This is a genomic window from Pseudomonas sp. P110(2024) (assembly GCF_057480795.1).
In genome coordinates this window covers 198,255-219,115 of record NZ_JBLIYT010000010.1, presented here as the reverse complement: position 1 = coordinate 219,115, position 20,861 = coordinate 198,255, and the positions used below count along the sequence as shown (strand labels likewise).

20 protein-coding genes are annotated in these 20,861 nt (G+C 65.3%); 8 read left to right on the top strand and 12 right to left on the bottom strand.

Annotation, left to right across the window (positions count from 1 at the left end):
- Positions 1-32: 32 nt before the first annotated feature.
- Complete coding sequence (locus AC25ND_RS17695; RefSeq protein ID WP_028693049.1) at positions 33-413, top strand: hypothetical protein; 381 nt, start codon at positions 33-35, stop codon at positions 411-413.
- Here AC25ND_RS17695 and AC25ND_RS17690 read toward each other — a convergent pair whose 3' ends face one another.
- Entirely contained in the window at positions 414-1,250 is an 837-nt protein-coding gene (locus tag AC25ND_RS17690; RefSeq protein ID WP_028693048.1) for a CvfB family protein, read from the bottom strand.
- A 130-nt stretch (positions 1,251-1,380) separates the two neighbouring features.
- On the opposite strand from AC25ND_RS17690, the gene AC25ND_RS17685 reads away from it, so the two are divergent.
- Positions 1,381-2,241, top strand: coding sequence for a DUF6279 family lipoprotein (locus AC25ND_RS17685; RefSeq protein WP_186597240.1), 861 nt, complete (start codon positions 1,381-1,383; stop codon positions 2,239-2,241).
- Positions 2,242-2,291: 50 nt separating this feature from the next.
- On the opposite strand, the gene aceK is transcribed toward AC25ND_RS17685, so the two are convergent.
- Positions 2,292-4,007 carry a bifunctional isocitrate dehydrogenase kinase/phosphatase gene (gene aceK, locus AC25ND_RS17680; protein ID WP_186597243.1) on the bottom strand — a complete coding sequence of 572 codons (1,716 nt, stop codon included), beginning with the start codon at positions 4,005-4,007 and terminating at the stop codon, positions 2,292-2,294.
- Between the two features lie 133 nt (positions 4,008-4,140).
- Between aceK and AC25ND_RS17675 the strand changes: the two genes are divergently transcribed.
- A complete protein-coding gene (locus tag AC25ND_RS17675; protein WP_062360583.1) occupies positions 4,141-5,040 on the top strand; it encodes a DMT family transporter in 900 nt (299 codons plus the stop codon).
- Between the two features lie 15 nt (positions 5,041-5,055).
- On the opposite strand, the gene AC25ND_RS17670 is transcribed toward AC25ND_RS17675, so the two are convergent.
- The 3 genes from AC25ND_RS17670 to cysK form a co-directional block, all read right to left on the bottom strand.
- Entirely contained in the window at positions 5,056-5,937 is an 882-nt protein-coding gene (locus tag AC25ND_RS17670; RefSeq protein ID WP_062360582.1) for a DMT family transporter, read from the bottom strand.
- A gap of 376 nt (positions 5,938-6,313) precedes the next feature.
- Positions 6,314-7,249, bottom strand: a complete 936-nt coding sequence (locus AC25ND_RS17665; protein WP_028693043.1) for an aspartyl/asparaginyl beta-hydroxylase domain-containing protein — start codon at positions 7,247-7,249, stop codon at positions 6,314-6,316.
- A gap of 268 nt (positions 7,250-7,517) precedes the next feature.
- Complete coding sequence (gene cysK, locus AC25ND_RS17660) at positions 7,518-8,492, bottom strand: cysteine synthase A (RefSeq protein ID WP_028693042.1); 975 nt, start codon at positions 8,490-8,492, stop codon at positions 7,518-7,520.
- Between the two features lie 131 nt (positions 8,493-8,623).
- Here cysK and AC25ND_RS17655 point away from each other — a divergent pair, with 131 nt between their 5' ends.
- The 3 genes from AC25ND_RS17655 to AC25ND_RS17645 all read left to right on the top strand — a co-directional run bounded on the left by AC25ND_RS17655 (position 8,624) and on the right by AC25ND_RS17645 (position 11,880).
- Entirely contained in the window at positions 8,624-9,697 is a 1,074-nt protein-coding gene (locus tag AC25ND_RS17655; protein WP_028693041.1) for an AsmA family protein, read from the top strand.
- 145 nt (positions 9,698-9,842) lie between these two features.
- Complete coding sequence (locus tag AC25ND_RS17650; protein WP_011535085.1) at positions 9,843-10,688, top strand: AAA family ATPase; 846 nt, start codon at positions 9,843-9,845, stop codon at positions 10,686-10,688.
- 13 nt (positions 10,689-10,701) lie between these two features.
- Positions 10,702-11,880, top strand: a complete 1,179-nt coding sequence (locus AC25ND_RS17645) for a vWA domain-containing protein (protein WP_186597245.1) — start codon at positions 10,702-10,704, stop codon at positions 11,878-11,880.
- A gap of 37 nt (positions 11,881-11,917) precedes the next feature.
- Here the strand turns inward: AC25ND_RS17645 and AC25ND_RS17640 are convergent, their stop codons facing one another.
- Genes AC25ND_RS17640 through AC25ND_RS17625 form a run of 4 tightly spaced genes read right to left on the bottom strand, consistent with a single transcriptional unit; the run spans position 11,918 to position 15,621 of the window.
- Complete coding sequence (locus tag AC25ND_RS17640; RefSeq protein WP_186597247.1) at positions 11,918-12,856, bottom strand: 5-oxoprolinase subunit C family protein; 939 nt, start codon at positions 12,854-12,856, stop codon at positions 11,918-11,920.
- A complete protein-coding gene (gene pxpB, locus AC25ND_RS17635; RefSeq protein WP_088852716.1) occupies positions 12,853-13,548 on the bottom strand; it encodes a 5-oxoprolinase subunit PxpB in 696 nt (231 codons plus the stop codon). The genes AC25ND_RS17640 and pxpB overlap by 4 nt, the downstream gene beginning before the upstream one ends.
- Complete coding sequence (locus AC25ND_RS17630; RefSeq protein ID WP_028693037.1) at positions 13,545-14,324, bottom strand: 5-oxoprolinase subunit PxpA; 780 nt, start codon at positions 14,322-14,324, stop codon at positions 13,545-13,547. The genes pxpB and AC25ND_RS17630 overlap by 4 nt, the downstream gene beginning before the upstream one ends.
- A gap of 10 nt (positions 14,325-14,334) precedes the next feature.
- Positions 14,335-15,621 (bottom strand): MFS transporter, encoded by a 1,287-nt coding sequence (locus AC25ND_RS17625; protein WP_186597249.1) that lies wholly within the window; start codon positions 15,619-15,621, stop codon positions 14,335-14,337.
- A 129-nt stretch (positions 15,622-15,750) separates the two neighbouring features.
- On the opposite strand from AC25ND_RS17625, the gene AC25ND_RS17620 reads away from it, so the two are divergent.
- Complete coding sequence (locus AC25ND_RS17620) at positions 15,751-16,662, top strand: LysR family transcriptional regulator (protein WP_028693035.1); 912 nt, start codon at positions 15,751-15,753, stop codon at positions 16,660-16,662.
- A gap of 21 nt (positions 16,663-16,683) precedes the next feature.
- On the opposite strand, the gene AC25ND_RS17615 is transcribed toward AC25ND_RS17620, so the two are convergent.
- From AC25ND_RS17615 to AC25ND_RS17605, 3 genes are read right to left on the bottom strand one after another with little or no spacing between them, the layout of a single operon-like run.
- Positions 16,684-17,205: a DUF2937 family protein gene (locus AC25ND_RS17615; protein ID WP_028693034.1), complete on the bottom strand. Its 522-nt coding sequence runs from the start codon at positions 17,203-17,205 to the stop codon at positions 16,684-16,686.
- A 9-nt stretch (positions 17,206-17,214) separates the two neighbouring features.
- Positions 17,215-17,988: a class II glutamine amidotransferase gene (locus tag AC25ND_RS17610; protein WP_062360571.1), complete on the bottom strand. Its 774-nt coding sequence runs from the start codon at positions 17,986-17,988 to the stop codon at positions 17,215-17,217.
- 15 nt (positions 17,989-18,003) lie between these two features.
- Positions 18,004-18,513 carry a hypothetical protein gene (locus tag AC25ND_RS17605; protein ID WP_062360569.1) on the bottom strand — a complete coding sequence of 170 codons (510 nt, stop codon included), beginning with the start codon at positions 18,511-18,513 and terminating at the stop codon, positions 18,004-18,006.
- A 185-nt stretch (positions 18,514-18,698) separates the two neighbouring features.
- Between AC25ND_RS17605 and AC25ND_RS17600 the strand changes: the two genes are divergently transcribed.
- The gene (locus AC25ND_RS17600) at positions 18,699-20,741 is read left to right on the top strand and encodes a S9 family peptidase (RefSeq protein WP_186597251.1); all 2,043 of its coding nucleotides are present in this window, start codon (positions 18,699-18,701) and stop codon (positions 20,739-20,741) included.
- The last annotated feature ends 120 nt before the right edge of the window (positions 20,742-20,861 follow it).

Genomic DNA, 20,861 nt, shown 5'->3' with positions numbered 1-20,861 from the left:
GGCCAATCTAGCGTCAACCCGCAGGAACCTGCATGAAACTCGACAAACCCACCGCCATCGCTCGGCGCAACGAAGCGCTGAACCGGCCGGTGCTCAACCGCGACAACACCCTGTTCGCCATCCTCGACAAAAAGCGCAACCTGTGGTGGTTCGAGGTGCCTGTGGCGCTGCTGCGCAAAGGTCAGCCCGACTGGGTCAACCTGCTGCTGCATACTCCGGAGACCGATGAACTGCAGCACCTAAAGGTGCCGACCAACTTCCTGCGCGCTCACCAGGAGCAGATGGAAGTGCGCAACGCCGGCAAGCGCCGCTCGACCATCAGCCTGGCCCTGAGCGCCGACCGCGACTCGCTGCTGCGCGACAGCCGCCCGGGTGGCGAGCAGCTGGACTTCAGCACCTTCGTGCAGGCCTGATCAGGCCCGCTCAATGCGATCGTCATGGATGACGATCCGGCCCTGCTTGAACAGTGCGCCGATGGCTTTCTTGAAGTTGCCCTTGCTGACATTGAACATCTGGCTGATCAGCGCCGGATCGCTCTTGTCGCACACCGCCAGCACACCGCCATTGGCCTCCAGACGCTGCATGATCTGCTCGGGCAAGCCGTCGGCCAGGGCCTGGCCCACCGGCTGCAGGCTCAGGGCGATCTTGCCGTCGGCGCGCACTTCCTTGATGAAGCCCTTCTCGTGCATGCCTGAACGCAGGAACTTGAACACTTCGTTCTTGTGGATCAGGCCCCAGTGGCGATTGTTGATGATCGCCTTGAAGCCCATCGGCGTCTCGCCGGCCACCAGCAGCTCCACCGGCTGGCCGACCTGATAGTCCACCGGGGTGCGGTCGAGGTAGCGGTCCAGCTTGGCGGTAGCGGTGATGCGCCGGGTGCGCTTGTCCAGATAGGCGTGGACCACGCAGTAGTCACCGATCTTCAGTGGCCGGGACTCCTCCGAGTAGGGCATCAGCAGGTCCTTGGACAGGCCCCAGTCGAGGAAGATGCCCGCGCCGTTGATGTCCTTGACCTTGAGGCTGGCGAACTCGCCCACCTGCATCTTCGGCTTTTCGGTGGTGGCGATCAGCTGGTCCTCGCTGTCGAGGTAGATGAACACGTTGAGCCAGTCGTCCAGTTCGAGCTCGGCATCCTTGGGGAAGTAGCGCCTTGGCAGGAGGATTTCGCCGTCGGCGCCGCCGTCCAGGTACAGGCCAAATTCCACGTGTTTCACGATTTGCAAACTGTTGTAACGCCCAAGCAGAGCCATTTCCGAAGATCCTCAAGACAAGGCGGCTATTCTAACACTTGACCCGCCCGTCCGCCCGAGCGCGCATGCGCCGGAACCCTCGGGCCCACCTTGCGTCCACCGCCTGGCCAGCCTGTGCAAGGATTCGCTCATGCCCCGACGCCTGATCCACGCCCTACTGCTCGTCATTGGCTTCGCCCTGGCCCTCGTGGCCTGCAGCCGCATCGACCTGGCCTACCGCAACCTCGACCGCCTGGTGCCCTGGTCGCTTGGCGATTACCTGGACATGAACCGCGAGCAGAAACAGTTGCTCGACGAACGGCTTAAGCAACAACTGGCCTGGCACTGCAAAACACAGCTGCCCGGCTACCTCGACTGGCTCGACCGGGTGCGGCTGATGGTGGCCGACGACGCGGTCACCGACCAGGCCCTGGAACAACGCACCCTCGAAGCCCGCCAGGCCATCGGCCGGGTGGCCACGGCGATCACCCCCTCAGCCAGCGAACTGCTGCGCGGGATGAGCGACGACCAGGTCGCCGAAATGCGCCAGGCGTTTCGTGCCGACATCAGCAAGCGTCGCAAGACCTATGACGAAACCCCGCTGCCCAAACAGATCGAACAGCGCGCCGCGCGCATGCAGAAACGCCTGGAACCCTGGCTGGGTGAGCTCAGCGCCGAGCAACGCTTGCGGGTGATGAGCTGGTCCCAGGCCCTGGGCGACCAGAACCGCCAGTCGATCGCCAATCGCGCGCACTGGCAGCAGCAACTGGTGCTGGCAATGGACCAGCGCGCCACACCGGGCTTCGAAGCGCGCCTGGCGCAACTGCTGCAACGCAAGGAGAGCCTGTGGACGGCGGAGTACCGCCAGGCCTATGAGAACAGCGAACAGCAGGCGCGCAGCCTGCTGATCGACCTGATGAGGCAGAGCAGCCCTGCGCAGAAACAGTTCCTGCAGCAGCGCCTGAGCAAGGTGCGGGCGGATTTCAGTGAGCTCAAGTGCCTGAAAGGTTAAAGCTGGCCGGACTGCTCGAGCCATACGCATTTCCCGCGTAGGCGCGCCAGTCAGCGCCCCTTGCGTCGATACGGGAACACATCGATCACCTTCCCCGCCCGGATCGTCTCCTGCAGGTCTTTCCAGTAGTCGGCGTCATACAGCTCGCCGTGCAGACGACTGAACAAACGGCGCTGACCCATATCGGCGAACAGGAACGGCGGAAACTCCTCGGGGAACACGTCATGCGGCCCGATCGAGTACCACGGCTCGCCCGACATCTCGTCTTCGGGGTAGCGCGGCGGTGGAATGTGGCGGAAGTTGACCTCGGTAAGGAAGCTGATCTCGTCGTAGTCATAGAACACTACCCGGCCATGGCGGGTGACGCCGAAGTTCTTCAGCAGCATGTCGCCGGGGAAGATGTTCGCCGCCGCCAGCTGCTTGATCGCCAGCCCATAGTCTTCCAGCGCCTCCAGCACCTGGGCTTCGCTGGCCTGTTCGAGGTAGAGGTTGAGCGGGGTCATGCGCCGTTCGGTCCAGCAGTGGCGGATCAGTACCGTGTCCCCTTCCAGCGCCACGGTGGAGGGCGCCACTTCCAGCAGCTCGGCGAGGCAGTCGGGATCGAACTTGACGCGGGGGAAGCGAAAATCGGCGAACTCCTGGGTGTCGGCCATTCGCCCGACACGGTCCACGCTCTTCACCAGGCGGTACTTCTCGATCACCGTGGCACGGTCGACGGTCTTGGACGGCGAAAAGCGGTCCTTGATGATCTTGAACACCGTGTTGAAGCCCGGCAGGGTAAACACACTCATCACCATCCCGCGCACCCCCGGCGCCATGATGAAGCGGTCGTCGCTGTTGGCCAGGTGGTTGATCAGTGCGCGGTAGAACTCTGACTTGCCGTGCTTGTAGAAGCCGATCGAGGTGTACAGCTCGGCGATATGCTTGCCCGGCAGGATGCGCTTGAGAAAGTTGACGAACTCCGCCGGCACCGGCACATCGACCATGAAGTACGAGCGGGTGAAGGAAAAGATGATCGACACCTCCGCCTCGTCGGTGATCAGCGTATCGGCCTCGATGCCGTGGTCTTCACGGTGCAGCAGCGGGATCACCAGCGGCCACTGTTCGTCGGGGGTGTACAGGCGCCCGACCAGGTAGGCCCCCTTGTTGCGGTAGAGCACCGGCGTGAACAGCTCCGCCGCCAGCACCGGGTCCTTGCACACCCAGTCGGGCAGGCATTCACGCAGTTGGTCCTGCAACCGCGACAGGTCGCCCTCCAGGTCTGCGTAGGGCACGTCAAAACCGTAATCGGCGAAGATGGCCCGCAGCAATCCCTTCAATCCACCGTCCAGCGCATAGGTGCGGGTCTGCGCCGCGCGTTCGTGGCCACGCATGGACGGGCGGGTGGTGTGGATGAACATGCAGCCGTCGCTGATCTGCTCATGGCTGAACAGGCTGCAGAACAGCGAGTTGTACCAGGTCTCGGACAGTTCATCGTCCAGCCGTGGGTCGATCAGGCGGATGTAGGCGCTCTTCACCAACGGCCACTGCTCCACGTCCAGCAGCTGGGAGGCTTCGAAGCCCTGGCGCAGCCAGCCGTTGACCTCGGCGACCTTCTCTTCGTAGAGGTTGATCCGCGCCGCCGCTGCACGCTGGATGTCCTGCCAGCGTGCCTGCTCGAAGCGTTCGCGGGCACCGAGGGTTATCCGGCGAAAATGCTCGCGGTAGTCGTCGAAGCCATCGAGGATCATCCGGGCGATGTCAGCGGCGGGCCAGGGTTGGGTCATGCGCGGGATCTCAAGGTGGGTGGCGTTAGACAGCTTAGTCGTCCGCAAGCGGCTCACACAGCAAGAAAGCACAAGAATCCCGGTTGACCACTGACGTAGACTCGCGCACTGCCCCCAACGCCGGAGACCACCCGTGAGCCCCATCGCCCTTGCCCGCCTGCTGACCCTTGCCGCCGTCTGGGGCGCCAGTTTTCTGTTCATGCGCATCATCGCCCCGGAGCTTGGCACCGTGCCGACCGCCTTCTTTCGTGTGTCGATCGCCTGCCTGGGGTTGATGGCCATACTCGCCGCCGCCCGCGTGCGCTGGAACTTCGAAGGCAAGCTGGGCGCCTGCCTGGTGCTGGGCATGATCAATTCCGGTATTCCAGCGACGTTCTACTCGGTGGCGGCGCAGGTGCTGCCGGCCGGCTACTCGGCGATCTTCAACGCCACCACGCCGCTGATGGGCGTGCTGATCGGCACCTTGTTCTTCCGCGAGGCGATGACCCTGCCCAAGCTCTGCGGGATCTTCCTCGGCCTGTTCGGCGTCGGCATTCTCAGCGGCGCCGGACCGGTGGCGCTGAACATGGCCCTGGTGCAAGGCGCCCTGGCGTGCCTGGCGGCGACCACCTGCTACGGTTTCGCGGGATTCCTGGCACGACGCTGGGTGGGAACGCTGGACAGTCGCCTGTCAGCCCTGGGCAGCATGCTCGGCGCCACCCTGCTGTTGAGCCCGCTGTTCGCCTGGAGCGCGCTGACCCAACCGCCGGCCAGCTGGGGCGGCTGGCAGGTGTGGCTGTCGCTGCTGGGCCTGGGGCTGCTGTGTACGGCGTTCGCCTACATCCTGTACTTCCGCTTGCTGAACGAAATCGGGCCGGTCAAGGCCAGTACCGTGACCTTCCTGATCCCGGTGTTCGGCGTGCTGTGGGGGGCGTGGCTGCTGGATGAGCCGCTGTCGATGGCGCACCTGTACGGCGGCCTGCTGATCGGCGCGGCACTCTGGCTGGTGCTGCGTCCTGTGGGAGCGGCCTTGCGTCGCGAAGGGGCCGCATAGCGGCCCCCCTTTGGCTCAGGCTTCAGCCGCACGCAACGCCGGCTTGCGGAACACGAACAGCAGCCCGATCACGATCAACCCCATTCCCAGCAGGCTGAGCGGCGCCAGGCGGTTACCGAAGATGGCGAAATCCATCACCGCCGTCACCGCCGGCACCAGGTAGAACAGGCTGGTGACATTGACCAGGTTGCCACGGGCGATCAGCCGGTACAGCAGCAGCGTGGCCAGCAGCGAAACCACCAGCCCCATCCACAGCAGCGCGCCGACGAAGTTGGCGTTCCACTCGACATGCAACGGCTGGAACGGGGCAAACAGCGCGCACAGGGCAAATCCGGCCAGATACTGCAGCGGCAATGTGCCCATCGGGTTGTCGGTGATGCGCTTCTGCAGGATAGAGCCGAAGGTCATGCTGGCCAGCGCCAGCAAGGCGAACAGCATGCCCGCCAGGGACACCCCGCCAAGGTTGATGCCTTGGTAGACCACCATCACCAGGCCGCCAAGCCCCAGGCCCAGGCCGAACAGCCGGCTCCAGGAACGCTGGTGCTCCATCAGCACCACGGTAAGGATCGGCTGCACGCCCATGACCGTGGCCATGACGCCGGGGGTGACATGGGTATCAAGCGCCAGCAGGTAGAAGATCTGGTAGGCGCCCAGCAGCACGCAGCCAGTCCCCAGGGCGCGGACAATGCCGCCCCTAGTACGTGGCCAGCGCAAGCCGAGTAAAGGACCGATCAGCAACAGACCGAAAAGCGCCAAGGCCGAACGCAGCAGCAGGAAGGCGAAAGGACTGGCCTGGGCCAGGCCGAGCTTGGAAACGATCGCCCCGCTGCTCCACAGCAGGACGAACAGGCTGGTAGTGGCCGCCGAGGCCACGGATGCTTTGTTGAAAACAGACATGTATTGCCACCTGTATACGGGCAAATGAACCGTACGGAGGACCTATCGCGTCTTGCGGAGATAGCCGACCGTGTTCAGTAGGTTGCGAGTGCGGTGGGGAGCGGCCAGCGGCCGGTCAGCCCAGCACCACGACTGCGCAAGGAGGCGGAGCTACGCCGCCTACGACGCCACTGACAGGTGGTGGGTAGTGACTGATCATGGCCGGCTGCTGGCTGCCACGCACGACCACGCCCGCGACAGGCGCGAGAACGTAAGCGATGGTGGCAGGAATGGCGGGCATGAGCAGGTCTTCTGGGAAGAGAGTGTTTCGGAATATAGCGGGGGAATCATCACGGGGCAAGCCCGCTCCGTTGAGGAGCGAGCCTGCCCAGGCGAATCAGAACAGCCAGCGGTAAAGCGCGTAGGCGACGACAACCGCCAGCACCGGCCGCAGCACGCGGTAGGCCTTGGGGTTGGCGCGCTTGAACTGCTTGACCCGGGTGCTGATGACATTGCTGAAGCGCTTGCTCCAGGCGTAGGCCTGGTTGATCCCGCCGACGCGCTCGTCATCGGTGTTCTGCGGCGCGGTGGCGCGGCCGAGGAAGGCGCTGACCTTGCGGTTGATGCGGGTCATCAGCGGGCTGTTGAGCGGGCGCTCGACGTCGCAGAACAGGATCACCCGGGTGACGTCGGTCTCGTTCTTGACCCAGTGCACGAATGTTTCGTCGAACATGACGTCCTCGCCATCACGCCAGGCGTAGGGCTGGCCGTCGACGTAGATGCGGCAGTTGTCCGAGTTCGGCGTGGACAGGCCCAGGTGATAGCGCAGGGAGCCGGCGAACGGGTCGCGGTGCGGGTTCAGGTGGCTGCCGCCGGGCAACAGGGCGAACATCGCGCCCTTGACGTTGGGGATGCCGCTGACCAGCTCGACGGTCTTCGGGCACAGCGCCTCGGCCGAAGGCAGCGGCTTGTCGTACCACTTCAGGTAGAAACGCTTCCAGCCCTTCTTGAAGAACGAACCGAAGCCGGCGTCGTTGTCCTTCTCGGCAGCACGGATGTAGCCCTCGTCGAACAGGCGCATGGCTTCTTCGCGGATCACCTCCCAATTGTCCTTGAGCACATCCAGTTCGGGGAAGCGCTGGCGGTCCAGGTAGGGCTTGGAAGGCACGCCGGAGAACAGGTACATCAGGCTGTTGTAGGGGGCGAACAGCGCCGAATGGTTGACGAACTGGCGCAGCACCGGCAGGCGCGCCTTGCCGCGCAGGTGCACGAACAGCACGCTGCCGAAAAACACCAGCAGGACACCTGCCTTGGCGACGAAGGAAAAGGTCATGCAACACTCCTTGGAGGGGAAATCAGGCCATCCCCAGATAGCCGGACATCATAAACCCATCCGGGCCGGGTAAAAACAACCGGTGCCGGATCGCAGTGTTAAGGATTGTGCAATAAACGAAAGCGGCCGACATTGCGCCGGATCAGCGGTGGTGCGGATATCCCGGGGCCGCTGCTCGCCCCATCGCCGGCAAGCCGGCTCCCACAAGGCAACACTAGCGATGTGGGAGCCGGCTCGCCGGCGAAAGGCTTGCACAGCAGGCCCGGGTTTACTGCTGGTTCTCCTGCTCGCTGAACATGTCGCTGAACAACATGCTCGACAGGTAGCGCTCACCGGAGTCCGGCAGGATCACCACGATGGTCTTGCCCTGCATCTCGGGCTTCTCGGCCAGGCGCACCGCCGCCGCCATCGCCGCGCCACAGGAGATACCACAGAGGATGCCCTCCTCCTGCATCAGACGGATGGCCATGGCCTTGGACTCGTCATCGGTCACCGTCTCGACCTGGTCGACAATCGACAGGTCGAGGTTCTTCGGCACGAAACCAGCGCCGATGCCCTGGATCTTGTGCGGACTGGGTTTGAGCTCCTCGCCCGCCAAGGTCTGGCTGATCAACGGCGAGCTCACCGGCTCCACCGCCACCGACAGGATCGACTTGCCCTGGGTGTGCTTGATGTAGCGTGACACGCCGGTGATGGTGCCACCGGTGCCGACGCCCGCCACCAGTACATCCACCGCGCCGTCGGTGTCGTTCCAGATCTCGGGGCCGGTGGTCTTCTCGTGGATGGCCGGGTTGGCCGGATTGTCGAACTGACCAGGCAGGAAGTAGTGGGCCGGATCGGAGGCAACAATTTCATTGGCCTTCTCGATGGCGCCCTTCATGCCCTTGGCCGGCTCGGTGAGCACCAGCTCGGCCCCCAGGGCCTTGAGCACCTTGCGCCGCTCAAGACTCATGGACGCCGGCATGGTCAGGAGCAGCTTGTAGCCGCGGGCGGCGGCGACGAACGCCAGGCCGATACCGGTGTTGCCCGAGGTCGGCTCGACGATGGTCATGCCCGGTTTGAGCTTGCCGCTGCTCTCGGCGTCCCAGACCATGTTCGCGCCAATCCGGCACTTCACCGAGTAACCCGGGTTGCGCCCTTCGATCTTGGCCAGGATGGTCACCCCACGCGGGGCGATGCGGTTGATCTGCACCAGCGGCGTGTTGCCGATGGAATGGGCGTTGTCGGCGTAGATACGGCTCATGGCAGGTGTCCTTGAACATGAAAAAGCAGGGAAAACCATGAGGGTAAGCCCGCAATGCAGGAGCGTAAAGCCCGTTCGAACTCGGCGAAGCGGCCTGCGGTCAACCGCAAAAGCCGGTGCGGAGAACCACGATGAAAGCACGTTATCGCTGGCCATTGGTCGGCCTTGCCAGCCTGGTTGGGTTGCTTGTGGCCCTGCACCTGGCCCTGCCCTACCTGGTTCGCGATTACCTGAACGACAAGCTGGCCGACATGGGCGACTACCGTGGCCAGGTCACCGACGTCGATCTGGCCTGGTGGCGCGGCGCTTATCAGATCAATGGCCTGAAGATCGCCAAGGTCAGCGGCAAGGTGCCGGTACCGCTGCTCGACGCACCGCTGATTGACCTGTCGGTGAGCTGGCATGCGCTCTGGTACGACCATGCAGTGGTTGGCGAAGTGACCTTCCTGCACCCCGAACTGAACTTCGTCGATGGCGGCACCAGGCAGAGCTCACAGACCGGCCAGGGTACTGACTGGCGCCAGCAACTGGAGAAACTGCTGCCCATCACGCTCAACGATGTGCGCATCGAACAGGGCACCCTGAGCTTTCGCAACTTCAACTCCCAACCGCCGGTCGACCTCAAGGCCACACAGCTCGACGCCAGCATTCGCAACCTGACCAACGTGCGCGATGAAAAGGGCCGGCGGGACGCCAGTTTCGAAGGGACGGCGTTGCTGACGGGCGACGCCAGGGTCGAGAGCAAGGCCACCTTCGACCCGTTCAGCGACTTTGACGACTTTCAGTTCCGCCTGCGCGCCAAGGGCATCGAACTGCGCCGACTCAACGACTTTGCCAGCGCCTATGGAAAGTTCGACTTCAATGCCGGACACGGCGACGTGGTGATCGAGGCCGAAGCCGCGAATGGCCGACTGCATGGCTACATCAAGCCACTGCTGCGCGATGTCGACGTGTTCAACTGGCGGCAGGATGTGCAAGACAAGGACAAAGGTTTCCTGCGCTCAATCTGGGAGGCGCTGGTAGGCGCCACTGAGACCGTGCTGAAGAACCAGCCGAAGAACCAGTTCGCCACCCGCGTGGAACTGAGCGGCAGTGTGCACCAGCAGGATATCAGCGCATTCGAGGCGTTCCTGCAGATACTGCGCAACGGGTTCATCCAGGCATTCAACGCACGTTACGAACAACCCCCGCCCCAATCCGACTAAGCCGACAGTGACGGACCATTCAGGGACTGAATACCCGGTCTGCGTTTGCAGGCGGCGGGTGCGGGGTTATAGTCGCTGGCACATCAATAAACATGCGTCGGCTGCCCCGCAATGAGGCGAGCCCAGCCACCCAGAGGATCGGTTCATGAAGTTCGAAGGCACCCGCGACTACGTCGCCACAGACGACCTGAAGCTGGCGGTCAACGCGGCCATCACCCTGGAGCGCCCGCTGCTGGTCAAGGGCGAGCCGGGCACCGGCAAGACCATGCTCGCCGAACAGCTCGCCGCCTCCTTCGGCGCCCGCCTGATCACCTGGCACATCAAGTCCACCACCAAGGCCCACCAGGGCCTGTACGAGTACGACGCGGTCAGCCGCCTGCGCGACTCGCAGCTGGGCGTGGACAAGGTCCACGACGTGCGCAACTACCTGAAGAAAGGCAAGCTGTGGGAGGCCTTCGAGGCCGACGAGCGGGTGATCCTGCTGATCGACGAGATCGACAAGGCCGACATCGAGTTCCCCAACGACCTGCTGCAAGAGCTCGACAAGATGGAGTTCTACGTCTACGAGATCGACGAGACCATCAAGGCCAAGCAGCGCCCGATCATCATCATCACCTCCAACAACGAGAAGGAACTGCCCGACGCCTTCCTGCGCCGCTGCTTCTTCCACTACATCGCCTTCCCAGATCGCGCCACCCTGCAGCAGATCGTCGACGTGCACTACCCCAACATCAGCCAGTCGCTGGTCAGCGAGGCGCTGGATGTGTTCTTCGACGTGCGCAAGGTCCCGGGCCTGAAGAAGAAGCCCTCCACCTCCGAGCTGGTCGACTGGCTCAAGCTGCTGATGGCCGACAACATCGGCGAAGCCGTGCTGCGTGAACGCGACCCGACCAAAGCCATTCCGCCGCTGGCCGGGGCCCTGGTCAAGAACGAGCAGGATGTGCAACTGCTCGAGCGCCTGGCCTTCATGAGCCGGCGCGGCAACCGCTGACAGGAGCCGGGCCATGCTGCTCAACCTGTTCAATGAAATGCGCGCGGCCAAGGTACCGGTGTCGGTGCGCGAACTGCTCGACCTGCATCACGCCCTGCAAAAGGGCGTGGTGTTCGCCGACATGGACGCGTTCTACTACCTGGCCCGGGCCATCCTGGTGAAGGACGAGCGCCATTTCGACAAGTTCGACCGTGCGTTCGCCGCCTACTTCAAGGGCCTGGAAAACCTCGACCGGCATATCGAGGCGTTGATCCCCGACGAGTGGCTGCGCAAGGAGTTCGAGCGTTCGCTGACCGACGAGGAACGGGCGCAGATCCAATCCCTGGGCGGCCTGGACAAACTGATCGAAGAGTTCAAGAAGCGCCTGGAAGAGCAGAAGGAGCGCCACGCCGGCGGCAACAAGTGGATCGGCACCGGCGGCACCAGCCCGTTCGGCTCCGGCGGCTTCAACCCCGAAGGCATCCGCGTCGGCGAGGCCGGCAAGCGCCAGGGCAAGGCGGTGAAGGTGTGGGACCAGCGCGAGTACAAGAACCTCGACGACCAGGTCGAGCTGGGCACGCGCAACATCAAGCTGGCCCTGCGCCGCTTGCGCAAGTTCGCCCGCGAAGGCGCCGCCGAGGAGCTGGACATCGACGGCACCATCGACCACACCGCCCGTGACGCAGGCCTCTTGAACATCCAGATGCGCCCCGAGCGGCGCAACACGGTCAAGCTGCTGTTGCTGTTCGACATCGGCGGCTCGATGGACGCCCACGTGAAGGTCTGCGAGGAATTGTTCTCGGCCTGCAAGACCGAGTTCAAGCACCTGGAGTACTACTACTTCCACAACTTCATCTACGAGTCGGTGTGGAAGAACAACCTGCGCCGCACCTCGGAGCGCTTTTCCACTTTCGACCTGTTGCACAAGTACGGCGACGACTACAAGGTGGTGTTCGTCGGCGACGCGGCCATGGCGCCCTACGAGATCACCCAGCCCGGCGGCAGCGTCGAGCACTGGAACGAAGAGGCCGGGTATGTGTGGATGCAACGCTTCATGGAGAAGTTCAAGAAGATCATCTGGATCAACCCTTATCCGAAGCACGCCTGGGAGTACACCGCTTCGACCCATCTGGTGCGGGACCTGATCGAGGACAGGATGTTTCCGCTGACCTTGCAGGGGTTGGAAGACGGGATGCGTTACCTGTCCAAGTAATGTTTTCAGGGCCGGCCCTGTCGCGGGGCCGGCACCTTCATCCCCAACGGCTCAGATAAGCCTGCTGCTCCCGCCACGCTTCGTCCTGCACCACCGCCCGAAACCGCACCACGCCCCCCGGCATGCACTGTGCCAATTGCGCCAGCGCCAACGGCGTCAACGCCCCCAGCCGCGGATATCCACCGATGGTCTGCCGGTCATTGAGCAACACGATCGGCTGCCCGTCCGGCGGCACCTGCACGGCGCCGAGGGGGATCCCCTCGGAGATCATCGACGCACCCTGGTAGACCAGTTGCGGCCCGAGCAGGCGAATGCCCATGCGGTCGGCACGGCTGTCCAGCGTCCAGTCACGGTTGAACGCCTCGAACAAGCTGGTGCCGCCGAAGTCACCGATCTGCGCGCCCATCACCAGATCCAATACCGGTTTCTCGGCATACTCCGACCGCAGCGCTTCGGGCACGTGGGAGCGGCGGTTCGGCGCCCCGATTTGCCCCGCGATGGCCCCGGCAGCATGCAGTACCTCCCCTTTCAGCAGCGCCCGGCCCTGGCCGTCTACTCCACCCAGTTCTTCCCGTACCACGGTGGAACAACTCCCCAGCACCGACTCGCCCACGAACCCGCCCGGCACCGCCAGATAAGCACGTACCCCTTGGCGAGGCTGGCGCAGCGTCAGGCGCTGGCCCTTGCCCAGGTTGAAACTGGTCCAGGGCGCCACGGCCTGTCCGTCGGCCTGCGCATCCAGGTCGGCCCCGGCCAGCGCCAGCACGCAGTCCTGCTCGGCAACCACGCTGAAGCCGCCAAGCGCAATCTCCACCACGGCGCTGTCCAGGGCATTGCCCAGCAGCCAGTTGGCCCAGCGCATCGCCACCCAGTCCAGCGCGCCGCCCTGGGTCACGCCCAGGTGCCGCACACCGAAACGCCCGGCATCCTGCAACAGGCACAGCGCGGTGCTGGCCTCGATTCTCAATTGGCTCATGCCTGGGCCTCCAGCGGGCTGTCGTCACCGCCCAGGTTGATGAATTCGGCCCGTTCGACGGCCACGAAACGCACCCGATCACCAGGCTGCAGCAGGCTGTAGCCCTCGCGCTCGCGGTCGAACAGGCGCACCGGCGTGCGACCGATCAGGTTCCAGCCGCCCGGCGACACGGCCGGATAGGCGGCAGTCTGGCGCTCGGCGATGCCGACGCTGCCCGCCGCCACGCGCTTGCGCGGGGTGCTCAGGCGCGGCGTGGCCAGGCGTTCATCGACCAGGCCCATGAAGCCGAAGCCCGGCGCGAACCCCAGGGCGAACACCGGGTAGTCGCGGCCACAATGCAGACGGATCACCTCGGCCTCGCTCATCCCGCCGCGCGCGGCCAGCACCGGCAGCTCGGGGCCGACGCTGGCGTGGTACCACACCGCGATTTCGTGCCGGCGCCCGGCCTGGCCGGCATCCGGCCGCAGACCCTGCAGCGCCTGCAGGATGCGCTGGCGCGCCTCGCCCGGCGCCAAGTCGAACTGCACCATCAGCGTGGTATAGGACGGCACCAGGTCGATCAGCTGCTGGCCAAAAGCATCCCGCAAGCGCTGGCTGGCGGCGAGGATCCACGGCATGTTGCCTTCATCGATGGCATCGAACAGCCGCACCATCAGGCTGTCGATGGCCACCACCTCGATACGTGGCGTCATGCTTGCTCCAGTGCATCCAGGGCCTGGCGGATCTGGCGCACGGCGGCCACTGAGCCGTCGTTGTCGCCGTGCACGCACAGGGTGCTGGCGTTCAAGCGCACATCGCTGCCGTCGTCAGCCACCAGGGCCTCGCCCTTGGCCAAGCGCAAGGCCTGTTCGACCACCAGCGCCGGGTCGTGGTGCACAGCGTTCGGCAGGCGCCGCGACATCAGGTGCCCGCTGGCGGTGTAGCCACGGTCGGCGAAGGCCTCGAACCACAGTGGCACGCCGACTTCATCGCCCAGGGCCTGGGCGGCGCTGTCGTCGGCGGTGGCCATGAGCATCAGCGGCAGGCCGCTGTCGAACGCCGCCACCGCTTCGAGCACGGTGCGCAGGATGTCCGGGTTGGCCATCATGTCGTTGTACAGCGCGCCGTGGGGCTTGACGTAGGCCACCCGACCGCCGAGCACCTTGCAGATGCCGTCCAGGGCGCCGATCTGGTAGTGCAGCAGGTCACGGATCTCGTCGCTGCTGCAGGCCATGGAACGGCGGCCGAAGCCCATCAGATCCGGATAGGCCGGGTGCGCGCCGATGGCCACCCGGTGTTCCAGGGCCAGGGCCACGGTGCGGCGCATGGTGCCCGGGTCGCCAGCGTGGTAGCCGCAGGCGATATTGGCGCAGTCGATGAATGGCATCACCTTGGCGTCCTGGCCCATGCGCCAGTTGCCGAAGCTCTCGCCCATGTCGCAATTGAGTAGCAGGCGTTTCACCTGGCGGACCTCCGTATCAATGTTCATGGTGCCTACCTTAGCGCGCCTGGAGCGCTTTGCCGCGGGTTTCCGGCAGGCTCAGGGCCGCCAGGATCACCACACCGTAGGACACCGCGGCGAAGGCGCCAATCCCCAGGCCCAACGGCACTTTCTCGCCAAGCAGGCCGATCAGCAACGGGAACATCGCCGCGACCACCTTGCCGATGTTGTAGCAGAAGCCCTGTCCCGATCCGCGTATCCGGGTCGGGAACAGTTCGGTGAGGAACGAACCCATGCCACTGAAGATGCCCGAGGCGAAGAAGCCCAGGGGGAAGCCCAGCCACAGCATCACGCCGTCGCTGACCGGCATCTGCGTGTAGAGCAGGACGATGACGAACGAGCCCACGGCGAACAGGATGAAGTTCTTCCTGCGCCCCAGCAGGTCGCACAGGTAGGCGCTGACCACGTAGCCGATGTAGGAGCCGACGATGACCATCGCCAGGTAGCCGCCGGTGCCCAGCACGCTCAGGCCGCGCTCGTTCTTGAGGAAGGTCGGCAGCCACGAGGTGATGGCGTAGTAGCCGCCCAGGGCGCCGGTGGTCAGCAGCGAAGCGCGGATCGTGATCCAGAGCATGCCGGGGGCGAAGATCTCGTAGAACTGCGCAGGCGCCTCGGCCTGTTCCACGGCCTTGGCCTGACGGTAGATCTCCGGGTCCTTGACCAGGCGCCGGACGAAAATCACGAAGATCGCCGGCAGCAGGCCCAGCAGGAACAGCGCGCGCCAGGCCTGCTCGGCCGGCAGCCAGGAGAACAGCAGGGCATAGAGGATCGCCGTCAGGCCCCAGCCGATGGCCCAGCCCGATTGCACCATGCCCACCGCCTTGCCGCGGTCCTGGGCACGGATCACCTCGCCGATCAACACCGCGCCGGCGGTCCATTCGCCGCCGAAGCCGAAGCCCATCAGGGTGCGGGCGATCAGCAGTTGTTCGTAACTCTGGGCGAAGCCGCAGAGGAAGGTGAAAAAGGCGAACCACAATACCGTCAGTTGCAAGGTGCGCACCCGCCCGATGCGGTCGGACAGAATGCCGGCGATCCAGCCGCCCAGGGCCGAGGCGATCAAGGTGCTGGTGTGGATCAACCCGGCCTCGGCGGTGCTGATGCCCCACACCAAGATCAGGGTGGGGATGACGAAACTCAGCATCTGGGTGTCCATGCCGTCCAGGCCGTAGCCGATCTTGCAGCTCCAGAAGGTGCGTCGTTGCTGGGAGTCGATGTCGCGGTACCAGGCGAAGGGGCCGCTCGAGGTTCGGGCGGGGGCCTGCTGCTGCACGCCGGTCGGGTTCATGGTTGCCTCGGCTTGTTGGTATTGTTCTATGGGCGACGTCGGGCGTCGCGGCCTGGGCTTCATGTTCAGAGGTCGCGCCGCCTGCGTCCAACGAGAAAAACCGCCGGTCTGGAACAAGAAAAACTGATCATGAACCTCCGTTTCCTCGAAACCTTCGTCTGGGTCGCCCGGCTCAGGAGCTTCCGCCTCACCGCCGAGAAGCTGTTCACCACCCAGGCCTCGGTGTCCAGCCGCATCGCCGCGCTGGAGGCCGACCTGGGCGTGAAACTGCTGCTGCGCGACTCCCGCGGGGTCAGCCTGACGCCGGAAGGCGCCAAGGTGCTGGAGTACGCCGAGCGCATGCTCGACACCGCCAAGGCCATGAAGCAGTCACTGGACAGCGACCGGGCCAAGACCGGACGCATCCGCCTGGGGGTGATGGACACGGTCATCCACACCTGGATGAGCGCCCTGGTGGCGGAGCTGGGCGAGCGCTACCCGCAGGTGGAGATCGAGCTGGTGGCCGATACCGCGCTGAACCTGCGCGAGCAGCTGCAGAAGGGGTTTCTCGACGTGATCCTGCAGACCGACCTGCTGCGCGAGCAGTCGATCCGCAGCCACGACCTGGCGCGCTACCCGATGGGCTGGATCGTCGCCGCAGGCTCCCCGCACCACCGCACCTACGCCTCGCTGGCGGAACTGGCCCGCGAGCGCATCGTCACCTTCTCGAAGAACTCGCGACCGCACCAGGAGGTGCTCGGCCTGTTGCAGGCCGCCGGGGCCGAGACGCCGCGCCTGAACTGCGTGAACTCGGTGGCGGCCATCACCCGCCTGCTGCGCGACGGCTTCGGCATCGGCGCACTGCCGCCGGCGCTGGTGGATGGCGAACTGAGCCGCGGCGAGCTGGTGTTGCTGGAGGGCTTGCAGCCACCGCCGAGCCTGGAGCTGGTGGTGGCCTGGCAGACCGGCGTGGCGCTGGTGGACGAGGTGGTCGGCGTGTGCCGGCAGGTGCTGGAGCGCTATGCGCGGGATGTGGGCGGGCAGCGGATCGTGCTGGTCTGAGCTGCCGCAGGGCCGGAAAAGCTAGCGCCAGCTTTCCTTCACCGCCTTGCGCCGTCCACCAAGAATCACCCAGCCAATCACCAACAACAGGCTCTCGACCACAAACGCCAGCACGAACCCGCTGCCGATCCCCCAGCCGATCGCCTCGGGCACCAGCAGGATCTGATAGCTGTAGCCCTTGAGCGTCTCCTCGCGCAGTGCCGGCTCCGGCTGCACCAGCACATGCCAGGTGCGGCTCACCCACGAGCCCTGCAGGGCTTGCCATTCATGCTCGAGCAACTGGTTGCGGATCAGCAGGCTCTCGATGCTGTTGGCATCGCTGTTGAACACCGGATCGTCGCTGCCCCGGTAATGCCGCACCAGCGCCTGCAGGTCACCGTTGAAGAAGCGCTGCGCGGTCTGGCGGAAGCCGTCGAGCGCCTGGCGCGATTCGAGCAGGTGCGCCTCGACGCGCTGGCTGTAGTCCTTGACCAACCCCGGCACCTGGAGACCGGCCAGCAGGCCGAAGGTGAACAACAGCAAACGCAGGTAACTTCTGAACATGCAGCTTCCTTAACTCTGGCCGTGGGCAATGCACTCGCCATGCCGCCACAAGCCCCACTCACCCGGCTCGTAGCGGTTCCAGGTCTCATTCTCGGTCAGCGGCTCGGTGGCGATCACCGTGACCACGTCGTTGGGGGTGGTTTGCGTGTGGAAATCGACGATCAGGTCGACATCCTTCAGCCGCGCCGCGCCGAACGGTGCGCGGCGGGTGATGTGCACCAGTTTGGTCGAGCAGAAGCAGAACAGCCAGTCGCCGTCGCTGAGCAGGCAGTTGAACACGCCTTGGCCACGGTACCCGGCGCAGGCTTCGACCAGCACTGGCAGCAGTTGCTCGACCTCGACCGGCTCGGGGAAGGCTTCGCGCACGCGGTTGAGCAGGTCGCAGAAGGCCGCTTCGCTGTCGGTGTCGCCGATCGGCCGGTAGAACGTGCGCTGGCCGGTGAAATCGCCCAGCTGGCCGTTGTGCGCGAAGCACCAGTTGCGACCCCACAGCTCACGCACGAACGGGTGGGTGTTGGACAGGCAGACCTTGCCGACGTTGGCCTGGCGGATATGGCCGATGACCACTTCGCTCTTGATCGGGTAACGCTGCACCAGGTTGGCCACTTCCGACTCGCTGCTCGCCGCCGGGTCCTGGAACAGGCGCAGGCCGCGCCCTTCATAGAAACCGATGCCCCAGCCATCGCGGTGCGGGCCGGTGCGCCCGCCACGCTGCATCAGGCCGGTGAAGCTGAAGACGATGTCGGTGGGGACGTTGGCGCTCATGCCCAGCAGTTCGCACATGTTGCGGCTCCTGGCTTAAAGTCGGGGTTCGACGCGGCCCTGCCCGGGCCCGGAGCGGCGCACGGGGGCGGGGGGCGGATCGTCGCGGTAGCGGTCTTGACGGTTGGCGGCCAGGGACGCTTCGGCCACGACCTCGTCTTCTTCCTTGGCCTGGCGCTGGGCGGCGGCCTCACGCTGGGCGCGGCGCTCGCGGGCACGCTTTTCCAGCGGCCAGCGGATCAGCACGAAGACGATGTACAGGGCAAAGGCGAGCATGCCGTACATGGCCAGGTCGGAGGCGGCGCGCCAGGCGTTGTTGCCGACCTTGAAGGCGACGTCCAGCGCGGTGATGGCAATGGCCGGGGCGAAGCTTTCCTTGACCGGGTCGACGATGGTCGGCGAGAACAGCAATACGGCGATGATCACCCGCAGCGGCTCGCGCAACCAGCGCCACATCCAGCCGGTCAGCTTGAAGCCCACCAGCAGGCAGCCCAGGGCGGCAACGGCGTACAGGCCCCAGGCGAGGGTATAGTCGTGTTCGGTCATGGTGTGGGTGCAAGCCAGGCAAAGAGATGCCTATGATAAACACTTTTCCCGGCGCAGGCTGCCCCCGCCCCGCAAGGGACCTGCAGCGGCCCTTCGCGGGGCAAGCCCGCTCCCACGTCCAGACCCCGATCAGGCGTGGGAGCGGGCTTGCACCGCGATGGGGTCCACAATCGATGAGATCACCCATGCCCCTACCCCTTCCCGCCCCGATCGCCCATCAAGCCGAAGGCCAAGACCCCTACGCCTGGCTGCAGCAGCGCGACACCCCCGAGGTCCTGGCCTACCTGGAAGCGGAAAACGCCTACCAGCAAGCCGTCCTCGCCGACCAGGCGCCGCTGCGTGAACAGCTGTTCGAAGAGATCAAGGGCCGCATCCTCGAGACCGACCTGTCGCTGCCCTCGCCCTGGGGCCCGTACCTCTACTACACCCGTACCACCGCGGGCGACGAATACCCGCGCCATTACCGCTGCCCGCGCCCGGCCGACGACAGCAACACCGTCGATGAAAACCGCGAGGAGCTGCTGCTCGATCCCAACGCCCTGGCCAATGGCGGCTTTCTTTCCCTCGGCGCCTTCAGCGTCAGCCCCGACCACCGCCTGCTGGCCTACAGCCTGGACACCAGCGGCGACGAGATCTACACCCTGTACGTCAAGGACCTGGCCAACGGCGCGCTGACCGCCCTGCCCTTCGACGACTGCGACGGCAGCATGACCTGGGCCAACGACAGCCAGACGTTGTTCTTCGCCGAACTGGACGACACCCACCGCCCCTGGCGCCTGCGCCGCCACACCCTGGGCGAGACCGACGCCGCCACGGTCTTCGAGGAGCCCGACGGGCGCTTCTTCCTGCACTGCTACCGAGCCAGCTCCGAGCGCCAACTGGTGCTGCTGCTCAACAGCAAGACCACCAGCGAGGCCTGGGTGCTCGATGCCGCCACGCCACAGGCTGATTTCACCTGCCTGGCGCCGCGGGTCGAAGGCCATGAGTACTTCCCCGACCACGGCCAGCTCGACGGTCAGTGGCGCTGGTTCGTGCGCAGCAACCAGGACGGCATCAACTTCGCTCTATTCCACGCGCCGGCCGACAGCGTGCCGACCCGCGCGCAGTGGCAGGTGCTGGTGCCGCACCGTGACGACGTCATGCTCGAAGGGCTCAGCCTCAATGCCACGGCGTTGTCCCTGAGCCTGCGCGAAGGCGGCCTGCCGATCATCGAAGTGCACCCGCAAGGCCTGCCGGCTTACCGCGTCGAGCTGCCGGACGCCGCCTACAGCCTCTACGTGCAGGACAGCCTGGAATTCGCCAGCACACGCATCCGCCTGCGCTATGAAGCCCTCAACCGTCCGGCCCAGGTGCGCCAGCTGGACCTGGCCACGGGCGCCCAGCAGGTGCTCAAGCAGACTCCGGTGCTCGGCGCCTTCGACGCCGACGACTACATCAGCCAGCGTCTGTGGGCGGTGGCCAAGGACGGCACTCGGGTACCGATCAGCCTGGTGCGCCGTCGCGCTGACGAAGGCAAGACGGTGCCGCTCTATCTCTACGGCTACGGCGCCTACGGCGAGAGCCTCGACCCGTGGTTCTCCCATGCCCGCCTGAGCCTGCTGGAGCGCGGCGTGGCCTTCGCCATCGCCCATGTGCGCGGCGGCGGCGAGCTGGGCGAGGCCTGGTACCGGGCCGGCAAGCAGGAGCACAAGCACAACAGCTTCGACGACTTCATCGCTTGCGCCGAGCACCTGATCGCCGAAGGCGTGACCACCCGCGAACGCCTGGCGATCAGCGGTGGCAGTGCCGGTGGTCTGCTCATGGGCGCGGTGCTCAACCTACGCCCCGAGCTATTCCGTTGCGCCATCGCCGAAGTGCCGTTCGTCGATGTGCTCAACACCATGCTCGACCCCGAGCTGCCGCTGACCGTCACCGAGTACGACGAATGGGGCAACCCCGAGGAGCCCGAGGTGTACGAGCGGATCAAGGCCTACGCGCCCTACGAGAACGTCAAGGCGCAGGCCTACCCGGCGCTGCTGGTGGTCGCCGGCTACAACGACAGCCGCGTGCAGTACTGGGAGGCGGCCAAGTGGGTGGCGCGCCTGCGCACGCGCAAGACCGACGACAACCTGCTGCTGCTCAAGACCGAGATGGGCGCGGGCCACGGCGGCATGAGCGGGCGCTACCAGGGGCTGCGCGATGTGGCGCTGGAGTATGCGTTCGTCTTCAATGAACTGGACGTGGCGTAAAACGCGATTTTCGTTGTCATAGCGTCAAGCTGACGTGGGAGCGGGCTTGCCCCGCGATGAGGACAGACCAGGCAGCGTCATCGCCTGGTCGAACCTGATCGCGGGTCAAGCCCGCTCCCA